At 35.2% G+C, this 17,213-nt stretch carries 14 protein-coding genes and 1 riboswitch; of the genes, 5 read left to right on the top strand and 9 right to left on the bottom strand.

Annotated elements, in window-relative coordinates; translation table 11 throughout:
- The first annotated feature begins 140 nt into the window (after window positions 1–140).
- Window positions 141–449 (top strand): hypothetical protein, encoded by a 309-nt coding sequence (locus U9M49_RS13385; RefSeq protein ID WP_095370307.1) that lies wholly within the window; start codon window positions 141–143, stop codon window positions 447–449.
- A 468-nt stretch (window positions 450–917) separates the two neighbouring features.
- Here the strand turns inward: U9M49_RS13385 and U9M49_RS13380 are convergent, their stop codons facing one another.
- On the bottom strand, window positions 918–1,043 hold the full coding sequence (locus U9M49_RS13380; RefSeq protein WP_095370308.1) for an FbpB family small basic protein: 126 nt from the start codon (window positions 1,041–1,043) through the stop codon (window positions 918–920).
- Window positions 1,044–1,573: 530 nt separating this feature from the next.
- Between U9M49_RS13380 and U9M49_RS13375 the strand changes: the two genes are divergently transcribed.
- Window positions 1,574–2,017 (top strand): GNAT family N-acetyltransferase, encoded by a 444-nt coding sequence (locus tag U9M49_RS13375; RefSeq protein WP_095370309.1) that lies wholly within the window; start codon window positions 1,574–1,576, stop codon window positions 2,015–2,017.
- Between the two features lie 155 nt (window positions 2,018–2,172).
- Here U9M49_RS13375 and U9M49_RS13370 read toward each other — a convergent pair whose 3' ends face one another.
- Complete coding sequence (locus U9M49_RS13370) at window positions 2,173–2,439, bottom strand: hypothetical protein (protein ID WP_095370310.1); 267 nt, start codon at window positions 2,437–2,439, stop codon at window positions 2,173–2,175.
- A 640-nt stretch (window positions 2,440–3,079) separates the two neighbouring features.
- A riboswitch (PreQ1 riboswitch) is annotated at window positions 3,080–3,124 on the top strand.
- A gap of 6 nt (window positions 3,125–3,130) precedes the next feature.
- Between U9M49_RS13370 and U9M49_RS13365 the strand changes: the two genes are divergently transcribed.
- Window positions 3,131–3,649, top strand: a complete 519-nt coding sequence (locus U9M49_RS13365; protein ID WP_307317121.1) for a QueT transporter family protein — start codon at window positions 3,131–3,133, stop codon at window positions 3,647–3,649.
- Window positions 3,650–3,686: 37 nt separating this feature from the next.
- Here the strand turns inward: U9M49_RS13365 and U9M49_RS13360 are convergent, their stop codons facing one another.
- The 4 genes from U9M49_RS13360 to U9M49_RS13345 all read right to left on the bottom strand — a co-directional run bounded on the left by U9M49_RS13360 (window position 3,687) and on the right by U9M49_RS13345 (window position 11,309).
- Window positions 3,687–4,508: a TerC family protein gene (locus U9M49_RS13360; RefSeq protein ID WP_095373520.1), complete on the bottom strand. Its 822-nt coding sequence runs from the start codon at window positions 4,506–4,508 to the stop codon at window positions 3,687–3,689.
- Window positions 4,509–4,824: 316 nt separating this feature from the next.
- Complete coding sequence (locus U9M49_RS13355) at window positions 4,825–6,450, bottom strand: M20/M25/M40 family metallo-hydrolase (RefSeq protein WP_322909959.1); 1,626 nt, start codon at window positions 6,448–6,450, stop codon at window positions 4,825–4,827.
- 313 nt (window positions 6,451–6,763) lie between these two features.
- A complete protein-coding gene (locus U9M49_RS13350; protein ID WP_095370313.1) occupies window positions 6,764–8,134 on the bottom strand; it encodes an aspartate kinase in 1,371 nt (456 codons plus the stop codon).
- 427 nt (window positions 8,135–8,561) lie between these two features.
- Window positions 8,562–11,309: a GTP-binding protein gene (locus U9M49_RS13345; RefSeq protein ID WP_322909958.1), complete on the bottom strand. Its 2,748-nt coding sequence runs from the start codon at window positions 11,307–11,309 to the stop codon at window positions 8,562–8,564.
- 330 nt (window positions 11,310–11,639) lie between these two features.
- Between U9M49_RS13345 and U9M49_RS13340 the strand changes: the two genes are divergently transcribed.
- On the top strand, window positions 11,640–12,557 hold the full coding sequence (locus U9M49_RS13340; protein WP_307317131.1) for a DUF1002 domain-containing protein: 918 nt from the start codon (window positions 11,640–11,642) through the stop codon (window positions 12,555–12,557).
- Window positions 12,558–13,008: 451 nt separating this feature from the next.
- On the opposite strand, the gene U9M49_RS13335 is transcribed toward U9M49_RS13340, so the two are convergent.
- The 3 genes from U9M49_RS13335 to U9M49_RS13325 all read right to left on the bottom strand — a co-directional run bounded on the left by U9M49_RS13335 (window position 13,009) and on the right by U9M49_RS13325 (window position 14,840).
- The gene (locus U9M49_RS13335) at window positions 13,009–13,902 is read right to left on the bottom strand and encodes a M23 family metallopeptidase (RefSeq protein WP_322909957.1); all 894 of its coding nucleotides are present in this window, start codon (window positions 13,900–13,902) and stop codon (window positions 13,009–13,011) included.
- Between the two features lie 115 nt (window positions 13,903–14,017).
- Window positions 14,018–14,371: a hypothetical protein gene (locus U9M49_RS13330; protein ID WP_095370316.1), complete on the bottom strand. Its 354-nt coding sequence runs from the start codon at window positions 14,369–14,371 to the stop codon at window positions 14,018–14,020.
- A 1-nt stretch (window position 14,372) separates the two neighbouring features.
- A complete protein-coding gene (locus U9M49_RS13325; RefSeq protein ID WP_322909956.1) occupies window positions 14,373–14,840 on the bottom strand; it encodes a GNAT family N-acetyltransferase in 468 nt (155 codons plus the stop codon).
- 194 nt (window positions 14,841–15,034) lie between these two features.
- Between U9M49_RS13325 and U9M49_RS13320 the strand changes: the two genes are divergently transcribed.
- Window positions 15,035–16,693 (top strand): glutamine--tRNA ligase/YqeY domain fusion protein, encoded by a 1,659-nt coding sequence (locus tag U9M49_RS13320; RefSeq protein WP_307317141.1) that lies wholly within the window; start codon window positions 15,035–15,037, stop codon window positions 16,691–16,693.
- The last annotated feature ends 520 nt before the right edge of the window (window positions 16,694–17,213 follow it).

The following is a 17,213-nucleotide window of genomic DNA, read 5'->3' as shown; positions in this document are numbered from 1 at the left end:
TTAGTCATCTTTTCGAATTTGATTAATAAATTATATTGAAAGTGGAAGAATCAGATGGATGATTTCTCTTAATCTTTTATTTTACAAATCAGCTAAAGTGGGTATAATGAATAGTAACTTGAAAGAAAGGTGGGGTACGGATGACTGGCAAAAAGATATACTCTTTTGGATTACTTATCATGTTCTGTGCATTTTTAGTTGTCCACTATCCTAGCGATCATTCAAGTTTGAGCACTTGGGGAGACCATCAGCATGCAGTCTTTAACGACTCCCATTTAAGTGATACCTCTCCATTAAAAGATGAGCTCAAAAAACATCCTCTTGTTTTCGAGCATGTTTCACTGATACTCATCAGCTTACTCTTACTTGGCATCTGCCAACTCGCTTATGTTTCTATGCAAAACAGTAGACATAAGCAGCCGATTTTCTTCCAATCTAATTATCTCTAATTATTCCTTAAATTTGTAAGAATATAACACAAATTTAAGGAGGATATGATAATGATTGTTCGTATGATTATGATTAGTATGTTTTCAATAACTGCAACTACACTTTTATTTTTCCAAGGATTAGAGATTTTTCAAGCTTTCTTCGACTATTATAAAAATAAATAAATACGTTAATTTAGCCGCTCACTTTACTTGAGCGGCTTTTATTTTATCACTTCTATTCCTTGTTTTTAGAAACAACCATTAGCAGGGTAACTAATTATTATTCTAAAGTCATTGCGATTCGCCTCATAAACCACTAGATATTTTTAATGGGCTTTGGTGGTATAGTAAAAAATGGGCAAAATCCATCCAGCCATACTGTTGAGATAGAACTAGATATTAAATTAAACAATAAAACAAGGTCGCCCATTCACTACAAGTAAAAAGACCAGAATAATTATCCTGGTCCCCTTCTATATAAAAGCTTTATTTCGCTTTTTCATGCCTTTTTTCTAAACGTTTTTCGATGACTTCAAGCTGATCTGGATTTTTTAATAACTCTTCTTTATTACGACGAACTAATTCGATGTATGATAACTTTTTCTTTCTCATAAATATTTCTCTCCTTATTTAAATGACTTTATTTTCTGAAAATAAAGTACATATCTTTTTAGAAGAAAACAGTTTTGTAAGATTTTCTGACAAAATTAATTGTCCATACAAAATCCTTTTGAGTTTTCTTTAAATTCAGATTAATATGAAACAGAAGAAATGTCAAGACTTTTGAACCAAAATGCTATCTTTATATAATTATGTCATAAAACCTTCACAAAATTTTAACAATTAAACAAACCTTATTAAATACTGTTTTATAACATATTCAAACAATATTGAGCTGTATTCATATAGGAGAATTTTCTTAGACCCATCAAATATCTGGTATATCAAAAACATATTGACATAAATACCCTTTTATATTACATTTTCTTATTTATTGATGTAACCTCCCCTCTTTAGCTAAGGTCCCAGACATAGAAAATTAACTATGAAAGCCAAATAGGCAAATTTTCTGTGGTAGAATAATCCATAAATAACCGGTTTGGCTGGTTTAATAATACATTTAGCGATAAGGAGAATTTACCTTGGAATTTAAACTATTAGAAATGAATGATTTAACTAAATGCTCGGAAACATTTATTGAAGTATTCAATGATGAGCCATGGAATGATGAATGGACATTTACAAAGGCTAAAAAATATTTACTGAGTTTTTATCAGACACCTGGATTTTTAGGCGTTTTAGCAGTAGAAAACGACGAAATTATCGGCTTTATTCTTGGTGTAAAAAGAGTATGGTGGAGCGGAGATGAGTTTTTTATTAATGAAATGTGTGTAAAAACACAAAGTCAAAATAATGGTATTGGAAAAGCGCTGTTAAATCATTTAATAAAAGAGCTTCATAACAGTAATATAAGTAACATTACACTTCTCACAGATAGAGGTATACCTGCCGAAGAATTTTATAAGAAAAATGGTTTTGAAGAAATAGAAAGAATCATTTTCTTGCATAAGAACATCCAACTTTAGTTCTAGAAGTAGATTTATCCATTTTAATTGGTTAAGAAAAGACTGGTGTTATAACCAATTATTGATAATAAACACCCAAATTGTAAAAGAAGGTCTTTTACTAACCAGAGTTTCTTTAGTTAAAGAGCCCATCTCGATTGAGAAGGGCTTTAGGTTTATTCATCTCGATTATCATTATCATTCATATCTTCCGGGTCTTCCACCGCATCTTCTGGATCCGGATCACTATCTTTTTCATCATCTTTAAACATAGTATCATCTTCATCTACTCCAGGTATGTTCTCATCACCATTATTATCATTTTCTACACCATTATTGGTTTCTGGAGGTGGATTCTGATCTTGATCATCATTCGCTCCACATGCTGCTAACGAGAAAGACAATAAGATACTTGAAAGAATGAATAAAAACCTTTTTGCCATAACTTTCAACTCCTTTTAAATTATTGACTCTTAAGTCGTAAATATTTTCCCCTTTTATAAGAAAAATATTTATAAAAAAGTAAACCTCCCACTTAGAGGAGATCTACTTGGAAGGAGTTATACACCAATAGTATGTTCTTGACGTATAGAAAGTATCCTTTTAATAAGGTTATTACTCATACTTAAAATATTGATCAACATAATTGAAGTTGACATCGCTTCTTGTTAGTGCATCCAATACAGAAAAACGCATTCAGATTTTAGTACTAAAAGAGTAATATGACAGAGCCAAGCTGGTTGTTAAGTATCCGATAGAAGATGAAGTGAAGTCAACTAGACTAAAAACTCAAGATGGATAAACGTACTATGGATATTTTTAAAGAACTTATTTGAAGTAACACTTGAAAAACGTAAAGATATAGATGAAATCTCAATTCACGGACTACACACGGAAGTATTTTGTTTTATAAAGGTATTTCTCTCTAAGGCATGCTGATGTAAATACAACCAATACACGCAGTTTAATAAGGGAATTAAGAAAAGTTGATGAGGATTTTACAGTGAAAGTTCTAGCAGCTTTATAATTCTTTTAAAAAATACCATTTACAAACACTCCTAAAACCTGATATTATAACCTATTGTTGACGTGGTTCGAAACCATCCCACGATAAAAAACTAGGAGTGTAATCAAATGAATATTAGAATGATTGTAGCTAATGGTCTTTTGGCTGCTATGTATATTGCCATCTCAATGGTATTACAGCCAATTGCTTTTTCAGCTATTCAGTTTCGTTTTGCTGAGATATTTAATCATCTCATTGTTTTAAATCGTAAATTTATTTACGGCATTGTCCTTGGTGTTTTCTTAACGAACCTATTATTTTCACCAATGAAGCCATTTGATTTAACATTTGGGGTCGCCCATTCCATTATCTGTTTACTAATTAGCTTAGTACTTTTTAAATTTGTTAAAAATATTTGGTTACGGATGTTAGTAAACACCATCGTCTTTACTGTAATGATGTGGATTATTGCCTTACAATTAAAAATTGCTATTGGTCTTCCATTCTTATTCACATGGCTCACAACTGCCATTGGCGAATTTGCTGTTTTAATTATCGGGATGCCTATTATTTACTTTTTATATAAGCAGTTGTATAAAAGTAATTTAGATTTATCTAATGATATGAAAAAGCGTTCAACCTTTTAAAGAGGTGAACGCTTTTTTAATAACTCCAATCAAAATTTTACAATTGTTCTTTTTCTTCCTTTAATGCCTGATCTAAACGGTCGTCGTCTCCAGCTCCATCTTCATCAATTTTTTCTTTAGATAAGAACCAACCGCCTACTGCGATAAGAATAAGAACGATGTAGAACGTTGCTTTCCAAGCGGTTGAATGAGAGAATCCCTCCGGTAATACAGCCAGTGCAGGGTGTGCAAGAGTCGTAACTGCTAACTTTACACCTACCCAACCGACGATCAAAAAGGCAGTAATTTCTAACCCAGGACGTTTATGAAGTAAGTCTACAAAGATATTAGCTGCAAACCTCATAATAATTAGCCCAATCATACCACCTGCAAATACAACGAGGAATTGTCCTGTATCCATACTTCCAATTGTACCAATACCAGTTGGTGGTAATGCCATCGCTAAAGCAATTGCTGCCAAGATTGAGTCTATTGCAAAGGCAATATCAGCTAACTCAACTTTAAGAACCGTCATCCAAAAACCTGATTTCTTTTTCGGCTTGGCTGAAGGATCAGGCACGTCATGCTTTTTGACCAGAAACTTCCGGAATATATGATTCGCTGCGATAAAGATTAAATAAATTGCACCTAATGCTTGAATTTGCCATACATCAACAAGAAATGAAATAGCGAATAATGAAGCAAACCTAAATACAAACGCTCCAGCTAAACCATAAAATAATGCTTTCTTTCTTTCCTTTTCAGGTAAGTGTTTGACCATAATGGCTAGAACAAGTGCGTTATCCGCTGCTAATAATCCTTCTAATACGATAAGAACTAAAAGCACCCAACCATACTCTAATAATAATGCTGCTTCCAAATGAATTTCCTCCTTCATTTATGTAACATCCCCTGCGAATATCATCTTCAAGTAAGAAAAACAGTATTAGCATTTACTTAACATTCCCTGTTTATTTCACTTAAAAACAAAAAACCTTTACCGATATTCGGTAAAGGTTTAAAACATAAAAGACCTTCACCGAATTTGGTAAAGGTCTTGCTAACAACGATCAGAATTGTTGCCAACAAAGCCGAGAGCATGATACTCCGAATTGACGACTTTGCTGTAAAAGCTACTCCCCTTTGGAGATGCTATTCATTTGATACCTCTATCATATGCAATCATACCTCAGCTGTCAATCATTTTTTTGCTGTTCATGTATTTTTATTAAATGGGCTAATAGTTTTGGTAAAGTTTCGAAAGCAAAAGGAATTTGCAGACGCTCTGTTTTTTGATGTGCATCCCTTCCCATTGGTCCAACATTAATTACAGGGGCAGTTATCTTTGCCATTTCCTTAAATGGGATTGAATACAATTTCTCTCCTCCTGGCAAATTATCGTTATAAATATCCATATCCTTTAAATCAGCATGTAGGCCCGCATAACTCAAATCAGATATCCCATTGAAATAATTGACTGGGTGAATACGCTCTTGATATTTTGTGTCAGCAAAATCTATTAAAGAAGAAGATAATTCAGCAATACACTCATTCTCACTAGAATTAACAGCAGGATAATACGGTGGGGCATAAAATAAAATAATCATCGGACCTAATTCTTGACACAGCATTGCCAATTGGTCGACAATTTGTATCGTTTGATCACGAATATCGCCCTCGGTCTCTTTGGCAATCGATTGCTCTAGTATATCTATATACTCTGCACTTGTTTTCTTGACTGCGTAAGCCCTGATTTCCTCATACAAATAAACGTGAATATGTGATAACTGTGACTCATCCAAACCATTTAATCGATATTTATCTCTTATAAATGCTTCCATTTTATCAGCGGCCTTTATAGCCACTTTCTTCATTTCATGCATGACATCAACAGGATTTCTTTTCATTAATAGCACATTATAAAGACTTGCTGAACGATGAGGAATTTGTGTCGTATAGCCTTTTTTCAAATCTCTTTGCCAAAGCAATGTCGGTGGAGGAGACATCACACCATTTACCTGTTCTGAAAGCTCTTCATTCCACTCAACTTCATTCGTTAAAATAGATGACATCCAACAAGCATTCATCCCAGAAAACGGCTCACCGACATGAGATTCTTTCCCAAAACACAATGCTCCCGGCATAATTTTGCCTATCGTTCCTGTATAAAAATAATGATTATTATCTTGGGGAACTTGAGAAAACATCGGCTCGGAATTTAAATATAATGTATAATTGAGGCAATGTTCTTCTCCAAGAGAAACTAATCTTGGAATCACTTCTCTCATACCAACTGAATTCACTTCCTCGTCTGGGACAGCTACTAATAACAAATTGATGTTCCAGTCTTCATTCGCCGCTTTTTCTAACAAAGACATATGTTGAACTAATCCGCATTTCATATCCATCATACCTCTACCAAACAACCAATCTCCACTAATTAAATCTTCTTTTGCATCTTCCGGTAAGGTATCAAGACGATTATGCAGCTCTCTCGTCAATTCAACAGGATTAAAAGCGAGATGCTGCAGGTCACCATAGTCTTCAATATCTACTACGTCAAAATGACTAATCATCACTACCGTTTTTTCTGCTAAGTTATTTTTATATAGAGCCGTTAATATAGAACGACCATCTGAAGTCGGATGATTCACTACATACCCGGGATATTTTTGGTAATAAGGTAAAGATTTTAATACTTGTTCCACTCTTAAAGGAAAGTATTTCTCTCCTGGTGAAAGGCTAACACTATCAATGGACACAAGCTCTAATAAAGTGGCCAACATTTGACTTTTAGATTGAATAAACATATCTGTGCTCATATCACTTGCCCCCCTTATTATTTTCATCACCTAGGTGGTTGCCCTGAGATACTATATGCTTATGAATTAGTATAATGATGCGTGTTTTTTACTACTGTTTAAAGAATATATTAGTCCTTTGTACCAGCTAAGTAAATATATTTTTAGAAAATTGGAAAACGGGGTATATGTTAAACAATTAAAAACTTTAACAGAAACTACTCACAGTATTCATTCACATTCAGTAACTTAGGTATAGATAACACAAAGAACCTGCATATACACTTTTCTACCAGTGTAAATGCAGGTTTCCCTACAGACCCCTAACATAGCTTTATCCAATTGGTAATGCGACCTCTGCAAAAAATTCTTCATACAATGCCTGAACAGCTTTCTTCTCATCTACTTCTTTAACCGCAAACATCATACTTACCTCTGAAGATCCTTGGTTAATCATTTCAATATTAACATCCGCTTTGGCTAAAGCATTCGCAGCCCGAGCCATCGTGCCAATGTTATGACGCATACCTTCGCCAACAACCATAATCAACGCCAAACTATGTTGAATATGTACTTCATCGGCTACTAATTCACTTTCTAAACGTTTAAGTAAAACTTCTTCTTCATCTTCTTGTAGTTGATTCTCTTTAATAATCACAGTCACATCGTCTATACCAGATGGTGTATGTTCATAACTAATCCCGAACTCTTCTAAAATGGCATATAATTTTCGACCAAATCCGATTTCACGATTTAATAAATATTTACTGACATAAATACTACAAAAACCAGTAGCACTCGCAATACCGACAACTGGCCCATTTTGATTTTCTCTTGTCCGTAAAATCGTCGTGCCCCTTGCCCTTGGATTATTCGTATTTTTGATTTGCACAGGGATTCCTGCTTGAATGGCAGGTATAAGCGCCTCTTCATGTAAAACAGTAAAACCTGCATACGATAATTCGCGCATTTCTCGATAAGTTAATTCTTTAATTTCTTTTGGCTGTTCAACGAAAGTTGGATTTACTGAAAAGACTGCATCCACATCGGTGAAATTTTCATATACATCTGCCTTTACCGCATAGGCTAAAATCGAACCGGTGACATCAGAACCACTACGAGAAAAAGTAAATATCCCTCCGTTTTGGCCATAACCAAAAAACCCTGGAAAAATAATCAGTTCACAAGACTCACGTAGACGTCTAAGCTTTTCATAAGATTTAGGTAACACTTGCGCATTGCCATGCTCATTTGAAACAATTAGCCCTGCTTCTCTAGGATTCATATACTTAGCTTTCACGCCTTGTTCTTGGAAATAGCATGCAACCAATTTAGCATGGTTATCTTCTCCACTTGCTTTTATACAATCTAAGTATTGTTCAGGGTTGTTTTTATCTCCAGCCAGCCTCACTAATAAATCATTTTGAATCGTCTCAATGATGGTTGGCGGTAGTATAAGGTCGTCAGCAATTTCTTTATACCGAGCGACCACTTGCTCAATATAAGGACTCGGATCTTCATTATTGATTGCATGCAAACCACATGAAATAAGTAAATCAGTCACCTTTGTATCATTCTCATGTCTTTTACCCGGAGCCGACACCACAATTATTCTTCTTTCATTGTCAGAATGCACAATATCAAACACACGCTTTATATGCTTAGCATCGGCAAGCGATGAACCGCCAAATTTAACAACTTTCATCAAGACATCTCCCAATTTATTCTCTATTTTATATCTTCATTCTACTACTGAATGAGAAATAATCAAGAACTTTTTCTACTCAGTGAGAACAAATGTATTTTTAGAAAGGACATAAATGTGATGAAATGAACAATTTGTTAGTAGATACCAATGCGAAAAATTCTTGTTTTTGTAAAAAAAATCAGTGAAAATACCACTCATTTTTCTTCAAATGCCAATGATATGCTTTTTCTTAACAACAGCTAGTTGAAAATAATTTTAGCACTACTTCTAAACAATCTTTAATCGATATTTTCCTATCGCAACTATTACTCCATTCCTTACTTCAGCACTTTTGTCTTTTACTGACAAACTTATCTAAAAACACCGTAGACATAGTCTACGGTGCTTCAGTTCATTCTTACGGGTATTTTATCAGCTATATTGATTAAATATATTGCTTTGGTGTTTGAGACTTCTCCGTCATCCATTCATATTGCTTCCATTTTAACTCAAATAATTTTAATGGATCATGGTAGACTTCTGGATTACTTCTCATTATCTCTAGTTCTTTGTTATCATTTGCAATTGTCATATGAGATTCTTTTACTGTTTCTTCTAATACCGCAAATGGTGATTGGAAAAACATTTGAATATCACGATCCAACGCTTTCTCAAAAAGTTCAAATTGCTGGATAAAGTTGTCTGTAATTTGACTTGCTACTTCACGATAGTCCTCATTGTCAACAAATTGTTTATACTTATTGTAAAGCATTGTTTTATTTTGTGGGATGAGTCCAAAGATCTTCCCTGCGCTTTTCAATAGCATTTGCGTTGGTGTATGACGTAGCATAATATTCGCTTTATCTAACCTTACAGTACCGTGAGTCAGGCGGTCAGCATCGCGCTTCCAATCTTCGAGAATACGGAAATCACAGTTTAATTGTAATTTTTCAAAGCCGTATAATTCATTGAAGCTATCCGCCATCTCTACTAAGAAAGCCTGGCCTGTCAAAAATTCTTGCTCACTTTCCATAATCCAAGCTTGAATGGATTCCCTATATTCCGGTAATACCTTTTCGGATATATACTGTTGGACTCGTTCATTCATTTCATTATTCAACTCGATATGAAGCTTACTAAAGTCACTATCTTCTCGAATCAATTGGCTACACTCACGTAAAATATCTGGAATAGCTGCGGCTAGCTTATCTTCCATCGTCTTTTTAATATCACGATAAGAGTGACTGATATTTTTCACTTTTTCTTCTTCCATATCTTCTAATTGATGAATAGCACCATTCAACTTTGTTAACATTTCTTCATGCCAGTTCATATCATCAATTAGCGCATTTTCTTTTTCTATTCGTTTATCAAGAAGAAACTTAATCGATTTTTGAATATAATGCAGCATCTTCTCTGTCCGCTCTTGCATTAAATGACGTCCTTCATTCAATCCAGCTAAAAATACTGCAAAATCTTTCAACTGTTCTGTTGGATCATATTGCGGTGAGTAAGCAAAGATTGTTGCTCTTGGAAAATAGGTAGAAACTCTATCAGCAGTTTCATCCATCCACTGCATGGCTTCTTCCTCACTACTAGCTGCATCCATATGATTTAAAATAAAATGCACCGGTAGACTAGGTGATTGCTCTCTAATTTTTACGGCAACATCTAATTCTCTATCTGTTAACGGATACTCTGCATTTAAGATAAATAACAGGCTATCGGCAAAATGCAAATATTGAAATACATCATTTCTAAACTTGTTACTGCTAGAAAGGCCTGGTGTATCCATAACCGCCATTCTTTGTTGCGATAGGAAAGGTAGAGAATGTTTATAATCGACCAATACTTGGTCCGATCGTTTTTCTCCTGTTCTTAAATCATCCATAGAGTCAAGCGGGATAATAGCAGTATCAGAAATGGAAGTGAGTTCTTTATAATCAGCATGCTTATACATCACAGTTGCCGTTGTATTCTCTGCTTTCACATAATCTCCAAGTAATTCTTGGACAAACTCAGTCTTTCCACTCCCAGACATCCCCGCAATGATGACATGATTTGTTTCTAAATCAAGTAGTTCTTTTACCATCCATTCAAATCTTGCACCCATTAATACATCGTGTTTTCTTGCCCACTCCATGATGGATTGGAATAATTGATAATTCTCTTCAAGTGTATGCTCCACTGGCGCTGCTTCTTCTATCATTCTTTCCGCATCATTCATCACTTCAGCATCAAAACTCTTAGTAAATAGATCACTCCATGCAAGAACTGAAGCCGATGCAATAAGGCGGTAAGTATCTGAAGAGATTCTCAACCAGTTTTGCAAATGAGGTGGAACGATTTTAGAAATCTCTTTTATTTGTTTTTCGCCATTTATTAATTCGAAATAAGTATCATGATAAATAACCGATAATTCGTTCCAATGATACCCGCTTTGTGTATCTAACTTTTGCATAAGTTGGTTAAATTCATCTAACCAATTAAAATAGTATTCTTCCCCTTTATAGCTTTGCCAAAATGCGACAGATACAGCTTCGAACTGGCGAACATCATTTTGATAAAGAATCGTTAACGCCTCAATAAAATACTTGGGAGCCGTTTTTTTCGTTTTCCCTTCTATAACATATCCCTTTAATGTGTGGAACCAGCTAATTTCTTGCGTTCTCATGGCTTCATTTACAGCTAATTCCACTGCATTTTGCCAATCTTGATGGTCTTCAAAAAAGACGCGTGCGATTCTTGTTACATCTGGATAATCCGGATTTAAGAAGACTGCTTTTTTAATAGCATCTACTGCCTTCTCTAATTTTCCCTGTTGTATGTATAGAGAGAATAATTGGAGGAGTACTTCTATCTTCAATACATCTGAATCTGTATCAATTGATAAATAAATTTCCTCTGCAGTACTTAATAGGTCTAATTCAAAATAGGCATCTGCGACATTTTTCCGTGCCCATGGTTGAAACTCATTATCTATATTTTCCCATTTAAAGATGGCCGCTTCATAATCTTTATGATGAAAATATACTTCACCTTGTGCAAACCGAATCATTGTCAGGTCTGGCGATTCTTTTAAATTCTCTTGCATATAAGCATTCCCTAATACTTCAACGGGATGTGTATGTTCATGATTAATTGTAAATGTGTCATGGAATTGTTTATTAATTAATTGATTTTCTATACTCATGATTGTTCCCTCTCTTTGCAATTTAGGATAGAACCATTATCCTATCTGCTTCTATCCTGTTATTCTAACAAAATAATCACTGCAAATAATTTCATTTAGCTATCATTTTTGATACATAAATGTTGAAGAATGTAATATTTTTAACTTACATTTATATTATTCGTTGCATTGTTACCTTTTTTGCACGTTGAATAGGAATTAGTTTTTGATAGGATTATATTTTTTAGAGTATGCCGAGTTTATACTATACATACCTCTCATCAATTTCTTTAAAATGAAACCTTTTTTATCCTGAAACGTCTATAATCTTAGTGAAAGGAGCGTCATACGATGAAGAAAAAATCGAGGGTTTTAACTATTATTACAACTATTACCCTATTATTCTCATTACAAACCACTGTTTTTGCTTCAACAGGGTCAGCCGATTCTGAGGAAAGTATTAATGAGAAATATGGATTACCAATTGTTGCCTATGGTGAGGCTTTAAGTTCAAGCCAGAAAGAGGAAACCAAAAAGCTATTAGGTGTAAAAGAAAACAGTAAAGTAGAAGAAATTATTATTACTGCTGATGATATTGTTCATTATATTAAAGGTGATCCCCGCTCTAATATGTATTCCTCCGCGAAGATTACGCGCACAGATACAGGTAAGGGTGTAATCATCAACCAAATGACACCTGAAAACATTACTGAAGTAACTGATGAAATGTATGCCAATGCCTTACTTACAGCTGGTATAGAAGAAGCCATAGTTGATATCGCTTCTCCGGTAAAAGTCAGTGGTCACTCAGCTTTAGTTGGAATATACAAAGCCTATGACCAAGGTGAAGGCGAGAAGTTAGATGAGGAAAGAACAGAAGTAGCTAACGAAGAACTAAGTATTGCGACAAATTTAGCAAAAAAAGAAGGTATGGACCAAGAGAAGGTAACCGAACTGCTCACTGAAATCAAAAAAGAAATAGCTGAGCAAAACCCTGCAACAAAGGAAGATATCCAACAAATTGTTGATGAACAAATGCAAAAGCTAGAAATACAGCTTAGCGAAGAAGACCGCAAGCTCCTTTATGACCTTTTTGAAAAAATGCGAGAACTTAATATTAACTTTGATAATGTCAAATCCCAATTAGAGGATTTGGCCAATAGTGTACAGGAAAAAATTTCAGAAGCAGTTGGTGATAAAGGTTTTCTTCAAGCTGTATCTGACTTCTTTAAGAATTTAATCGATTCTATAAAAGGAATTTTCTCCTAATAAATTTGAACCAACTCCAATTACGGAGTTGGTTCTTCTCTTTTTGAAAGATTTCGGTAGGACAAACAAGACCAATTTTGCGAAACTCACTTACTTTTTTATTTCTAAAGTAGTAAATGCATGATAGCTAACTATCAATATATAAGTGAAGAGACACCATGCGGGTAATCACAATAGATAGCTGGGGAAATCGAAGGTGCACGGGCTTCTTTGGGTATTCAGCATAGTTAGCTGAGCACAAATCGAAATTGCTCGGCCTTCTTGGGAGTTTTCAGCTTACTTAGCTGGACAAACCGAGATTGCTTGGGTTTCTTTAGAGTTTTCAGCTTACTTATCTGGGCAAAACTCATGTGTTTGGCTATCACTTGAATTTCTGGCAGCAAACCTCCATAACTTTGTTAATCACCCAAGGGGACCAAACGATTGACATATAGCCTTTCTTCATTGACAATCACCAAACGATGCTATTTCTAACTAAAAATCTGCCATCAAATTCAATCGGAACGCCTTTTCCGTCTTTTTCAGCATGAATATGTAGATGTGGTTCTGACGTATTACCTGAATTGCCAACTAAACCGATTGGCTCGCCTACTTCTACACTGTCACCTGATTGCACACGTACACTACCTTCTTGCATATGTGCTAGCAAAACCTCTACACCTTCACAGGATATAACAACTGAATTACCTGCTGCATTTTTAGGGTCTGCATTGGGAGGGACTAAATCTGCTAAATCATTCTCCGCTTGGACAACCTCTCCAGTACACGGACTTGTTAGCTCATCACCGAATATTTCGTATTTATCCAACTCATTGGGATAAATTCCAGTTGCTCGACTACCTAGCGCATTTAATTTCACGATATCTACCGCATAGGCTTGACTCTCATGAGCATGATGATAATTGATTTGGACATGACTGCCACCTTGCCCAACATAATAAACCCCATCATGCAGCGGGAAATCTAACTGTACTGCCTTCATATTCGTCGAGAACCCACTAAATGTCGATACATTATAATAACCAAAAACAAGAATAAGAAGCCCGTAAATGACCATTGATATTTTTTGCGATAAATTGAATTCTGTCTTAAACGTTAGTTTGTTCACTTTCTTCCAAGATAAAAATACAGCAGCAATGAAAAAGACCAAAATAAGAAATCGTAAGTAGTAACTAAACAAATCCCACGGAGAGGAAAAGAACAGCCAAAGGATGAGTAAACTTGTCATCGTAGCCTGTAAAAGCCAGTCTAGCTTACTATGAACCTTTCCTTTCCATAATGAAAAAGAAAAAACAACAGGTAAAACAAACTGAATAAATAATAAAAAAAGGATATCAAAGGTCATCGAATGTCTCCTTTTCTCGTAAAGTTATCTAAGATACGTCTGACGACTATTAAATGTTCCCCCTTTTTTTTATGAAAATGACTTTTACCCTGTAGAGCGACTGAATAAAGTACCTTCATTGCTCAGATATATTTTGTAATAACCTCTCCACTCTGTCCAAACTAATAAATAAAACAAGCATTGATCCTATGCCCCAAAAGTGCCAATATCTTGTATTATGGAAGAGTAGAACTGCTCCAACGAAAAACATTAGTAAGGAAAAAACGATACTAAGTAAGACTTTCTTATCTTTCAAAATAGTCGTTTTTAAAGAAACTCTCCTTTTTCTTACTACAATAATAGCCAAGAAACACATCCCTAAAGCAATAATATGCATAATTCCATTTCCGTTTCTACCTAATTGATCAACTGTTAAAGATAACAAAAAGCTTCCAACTACAATCATGCTCACACTTAAAATGACGCGCATTTCACCCCTCACTCCCTCTACTTAAACATCGGATCCACTCATATTCAATAGCAGGTAGCCCTTCTTCGTTATCACTACTATAGGCTATCTTTTTAAATCCTTTGCCTTCGTAAAACTGCTGTGCTTTTTTGTTTACTTCGAAAGTATATAACTTTAAACGCCCGCATGAACGAGCTTTCGCATGCTCTAATAATGCCCCACCAATCCCCAATCCTTGATGAGCTAAATGTACATATAGTTGATTAATCTCGCCTTCATTATAAGCAATCATGCCAATTGGCGTTTCATTTAGCACCGCTAAATCTACTTGAAATTGTTTTGTTAACATATGATTGAGAAAATAGATATGCTCTGTCATACTATGTATTTCCTTTTGCCCAATAGCAGCTTCTTTACTCTCCCTCCAAAAGCTAACTGTCGAGAGGGCATACTTCTTTTCATAAGCAATGATTCGCCAGCCTTTCACCATATAACTCTCCCCTTCATTGTCCAACCCTTATATATATTCATGACAAAAAGTTGATCCCCTCCTTATTTATATAGAGAAAAACTTTTTAAGCGCGCTTTTTTTGTATATAATAGATAGAATCAACAGGCACTTTATTTATAGGCTTATTCAGATTAAAATAAGGTAAAGAACAAGGTAGAAAGGCTGATATCGGATTGGAACAATCAAACTTTATTCGTACAATTATTAAAGAAGATTTAGAAAATGGAAAGCGCGACACTGTTGTAACCCGTTTCCCACCTGAACCAAATGGCTATCTTCATATTGGACATGCCAAATCCATCATTATTAACTTTGGTTTAGCAGACGATTTTAACGGGCAAACAAACTTACGCTTTGACGATACAAACCCACTAAAAGAAGACCAAGAATATGTCGATGCCATTAAAGAAGATGTAAAATGGCTCGGGTATGATTGGGAAGAGCTACATTATGCATCCAATTACTTTGATGAAATGTATAACCGTGCAGTGCTTTTAATTAAAAAAGGCAAAGCATATGTCGATGATTTAAACCAAGATGAAATTCGTGAGTACCGTGGGACTTTAACTGAGCCTGGTAAAGAAAGTCCTTATCGTAACCGTTCAATTGAAGAAAACCTAGACCTATTCGAAAAAATGAAAAACGGGGAATATGAAAACGGTCAAAAAGTTTTGCGTGCAAAGATAGATATGTCATCACCAAACTTAAATTTACGCGACCCTGTCATTTACCGTATCTCTCATGCGACTCATCACAATACGGGTGATACATGGTGTATTTATCCTATGTACGCTTTTGCCCATCCGCTTGAAGATGCAATCGAAGGTGTAACGCACTCATTATGCACGACAGAATTCGAAGATCAACGTCCTCTTTATAATTGGGTTGTAGCGGAATGTGAAATGGAAAACCAACCACAACAGATTGAATTCGGACGCTTAAATATTACAAATACAGTAATGAGTAAGCGAAAACTAAAGCAATTAGTAGATGAAGGAATTGTTGATGGCTGGGATGACCCAAGAATGCCAACGATATCGGGTCTGCGTCGCAAAGGGTATACTGCTAGTGCCATTCGTGAATTTGTTCAAGAAACAGGTGTCTCTAAAGGTAGTGGTGCAGTGGATGAAATGATGCTTGAGCACTATGTGCGCGAGGATTTAAAACTCAGTGCCCCACGAACAATGGGAATCTTGAAACCTTTAAAAGTTGTAATCACCAATTACCCTGAAGGCGAATCCGAGTGGTTAGAAGCGGAAAACAATCCTGAAAACGAGGAAATGGGCACAAGACAAATTCCATTCTCTCGTGAAATATATATAGAACAAGAGGACTTTATGGAAAATCCTCCAAAAAAATATTTCCGTCTTTTCCCTGGAAATGAAGTGCGCTTAAAGCATGCTTATTTCATCAAATGTAATGATGTGATTAAAGATGAAGATGGTAATGTTGTTGAATTACACTGCACTTATGATGTTGAAACAAAAAGTGGTACAGGTTTTACAGGTCGTAAAGTAAAAGGTACATTACACTGGGTTGATGCAAAAAGTGCCATCCCTGCTGAATTCCGTCTATATGAACCTTTAGTATTAGACGAGCAAATGAAAGAAGAAGCATCAGAAGACAAAGATTTCTTAGACTATATTAATCCAAATTCACTTGAAGTGGTGCAAGGATTTATTGAACCAAACTTGAAAGATGTTCAACCACAAGATAAATTCCAGTTTTTCCGTCACGGTTACTTCAATGTCGATTCTAAATATAGTACACCTGAAAAACCAGTCTTCAACCGAATTGTATCGTTAAAAAGCTCTTTTAAGCTAAATAAGTAAGATATTTTACACGAATGGTTCTACTTAATGAATCATTCGTGTTTTTCGTGATCTGATCTTTACACCGTTCACTTTATAGATTATTTACTTGTCCCTTCACTAAGGGAATGCTAAGGAACTTATAAAAAGACAAAAAGAATGTTGAAATTAGCTTGCATCAATATGCGAGAGCGTTAATTCTTTCTCACATTTGTAAGCCCTTATTGCCCTACTCATTTCTCTATTCCTCCAACTATTAGTCGTGATTTCTCCTTTTGCCCTACTCATTTCTCTATTCCTCCAACTATTAGTCGTGATTCCTTCATTTGCCCTACTCATTTCTTTATTCCTTCACTTATTAGTCGCGATTCTTCCTTTTGCCCTACTCATTTCTTTATTCCTCTAACTATTAGTCGCGATTTCTCCTTTTGCCCTACTCATCTCTTTATTCCTTCACTTATTAGTCGCGATTCTTCCTTTTGCCCTACTCATTTCTTTATTCCTCTAACTATTAGTCGCGATTTCTCCTTTTGCCCTACTC

The sequence above is a fragment of the Cytobacillus sp. OWB-43 genome (genome assembly GCF_034651445.1).
Classification (GTDB): Bacteria; Bacillota; Bacilli; order Bacillales; family Cytobacillaceae; genus Cytobacillus; species Cytobacillus kochii.
Note: the sequence above shows the minus strand (reverse complement) of the source record. Positions and strands in the feature narration are given on the sequence as shown.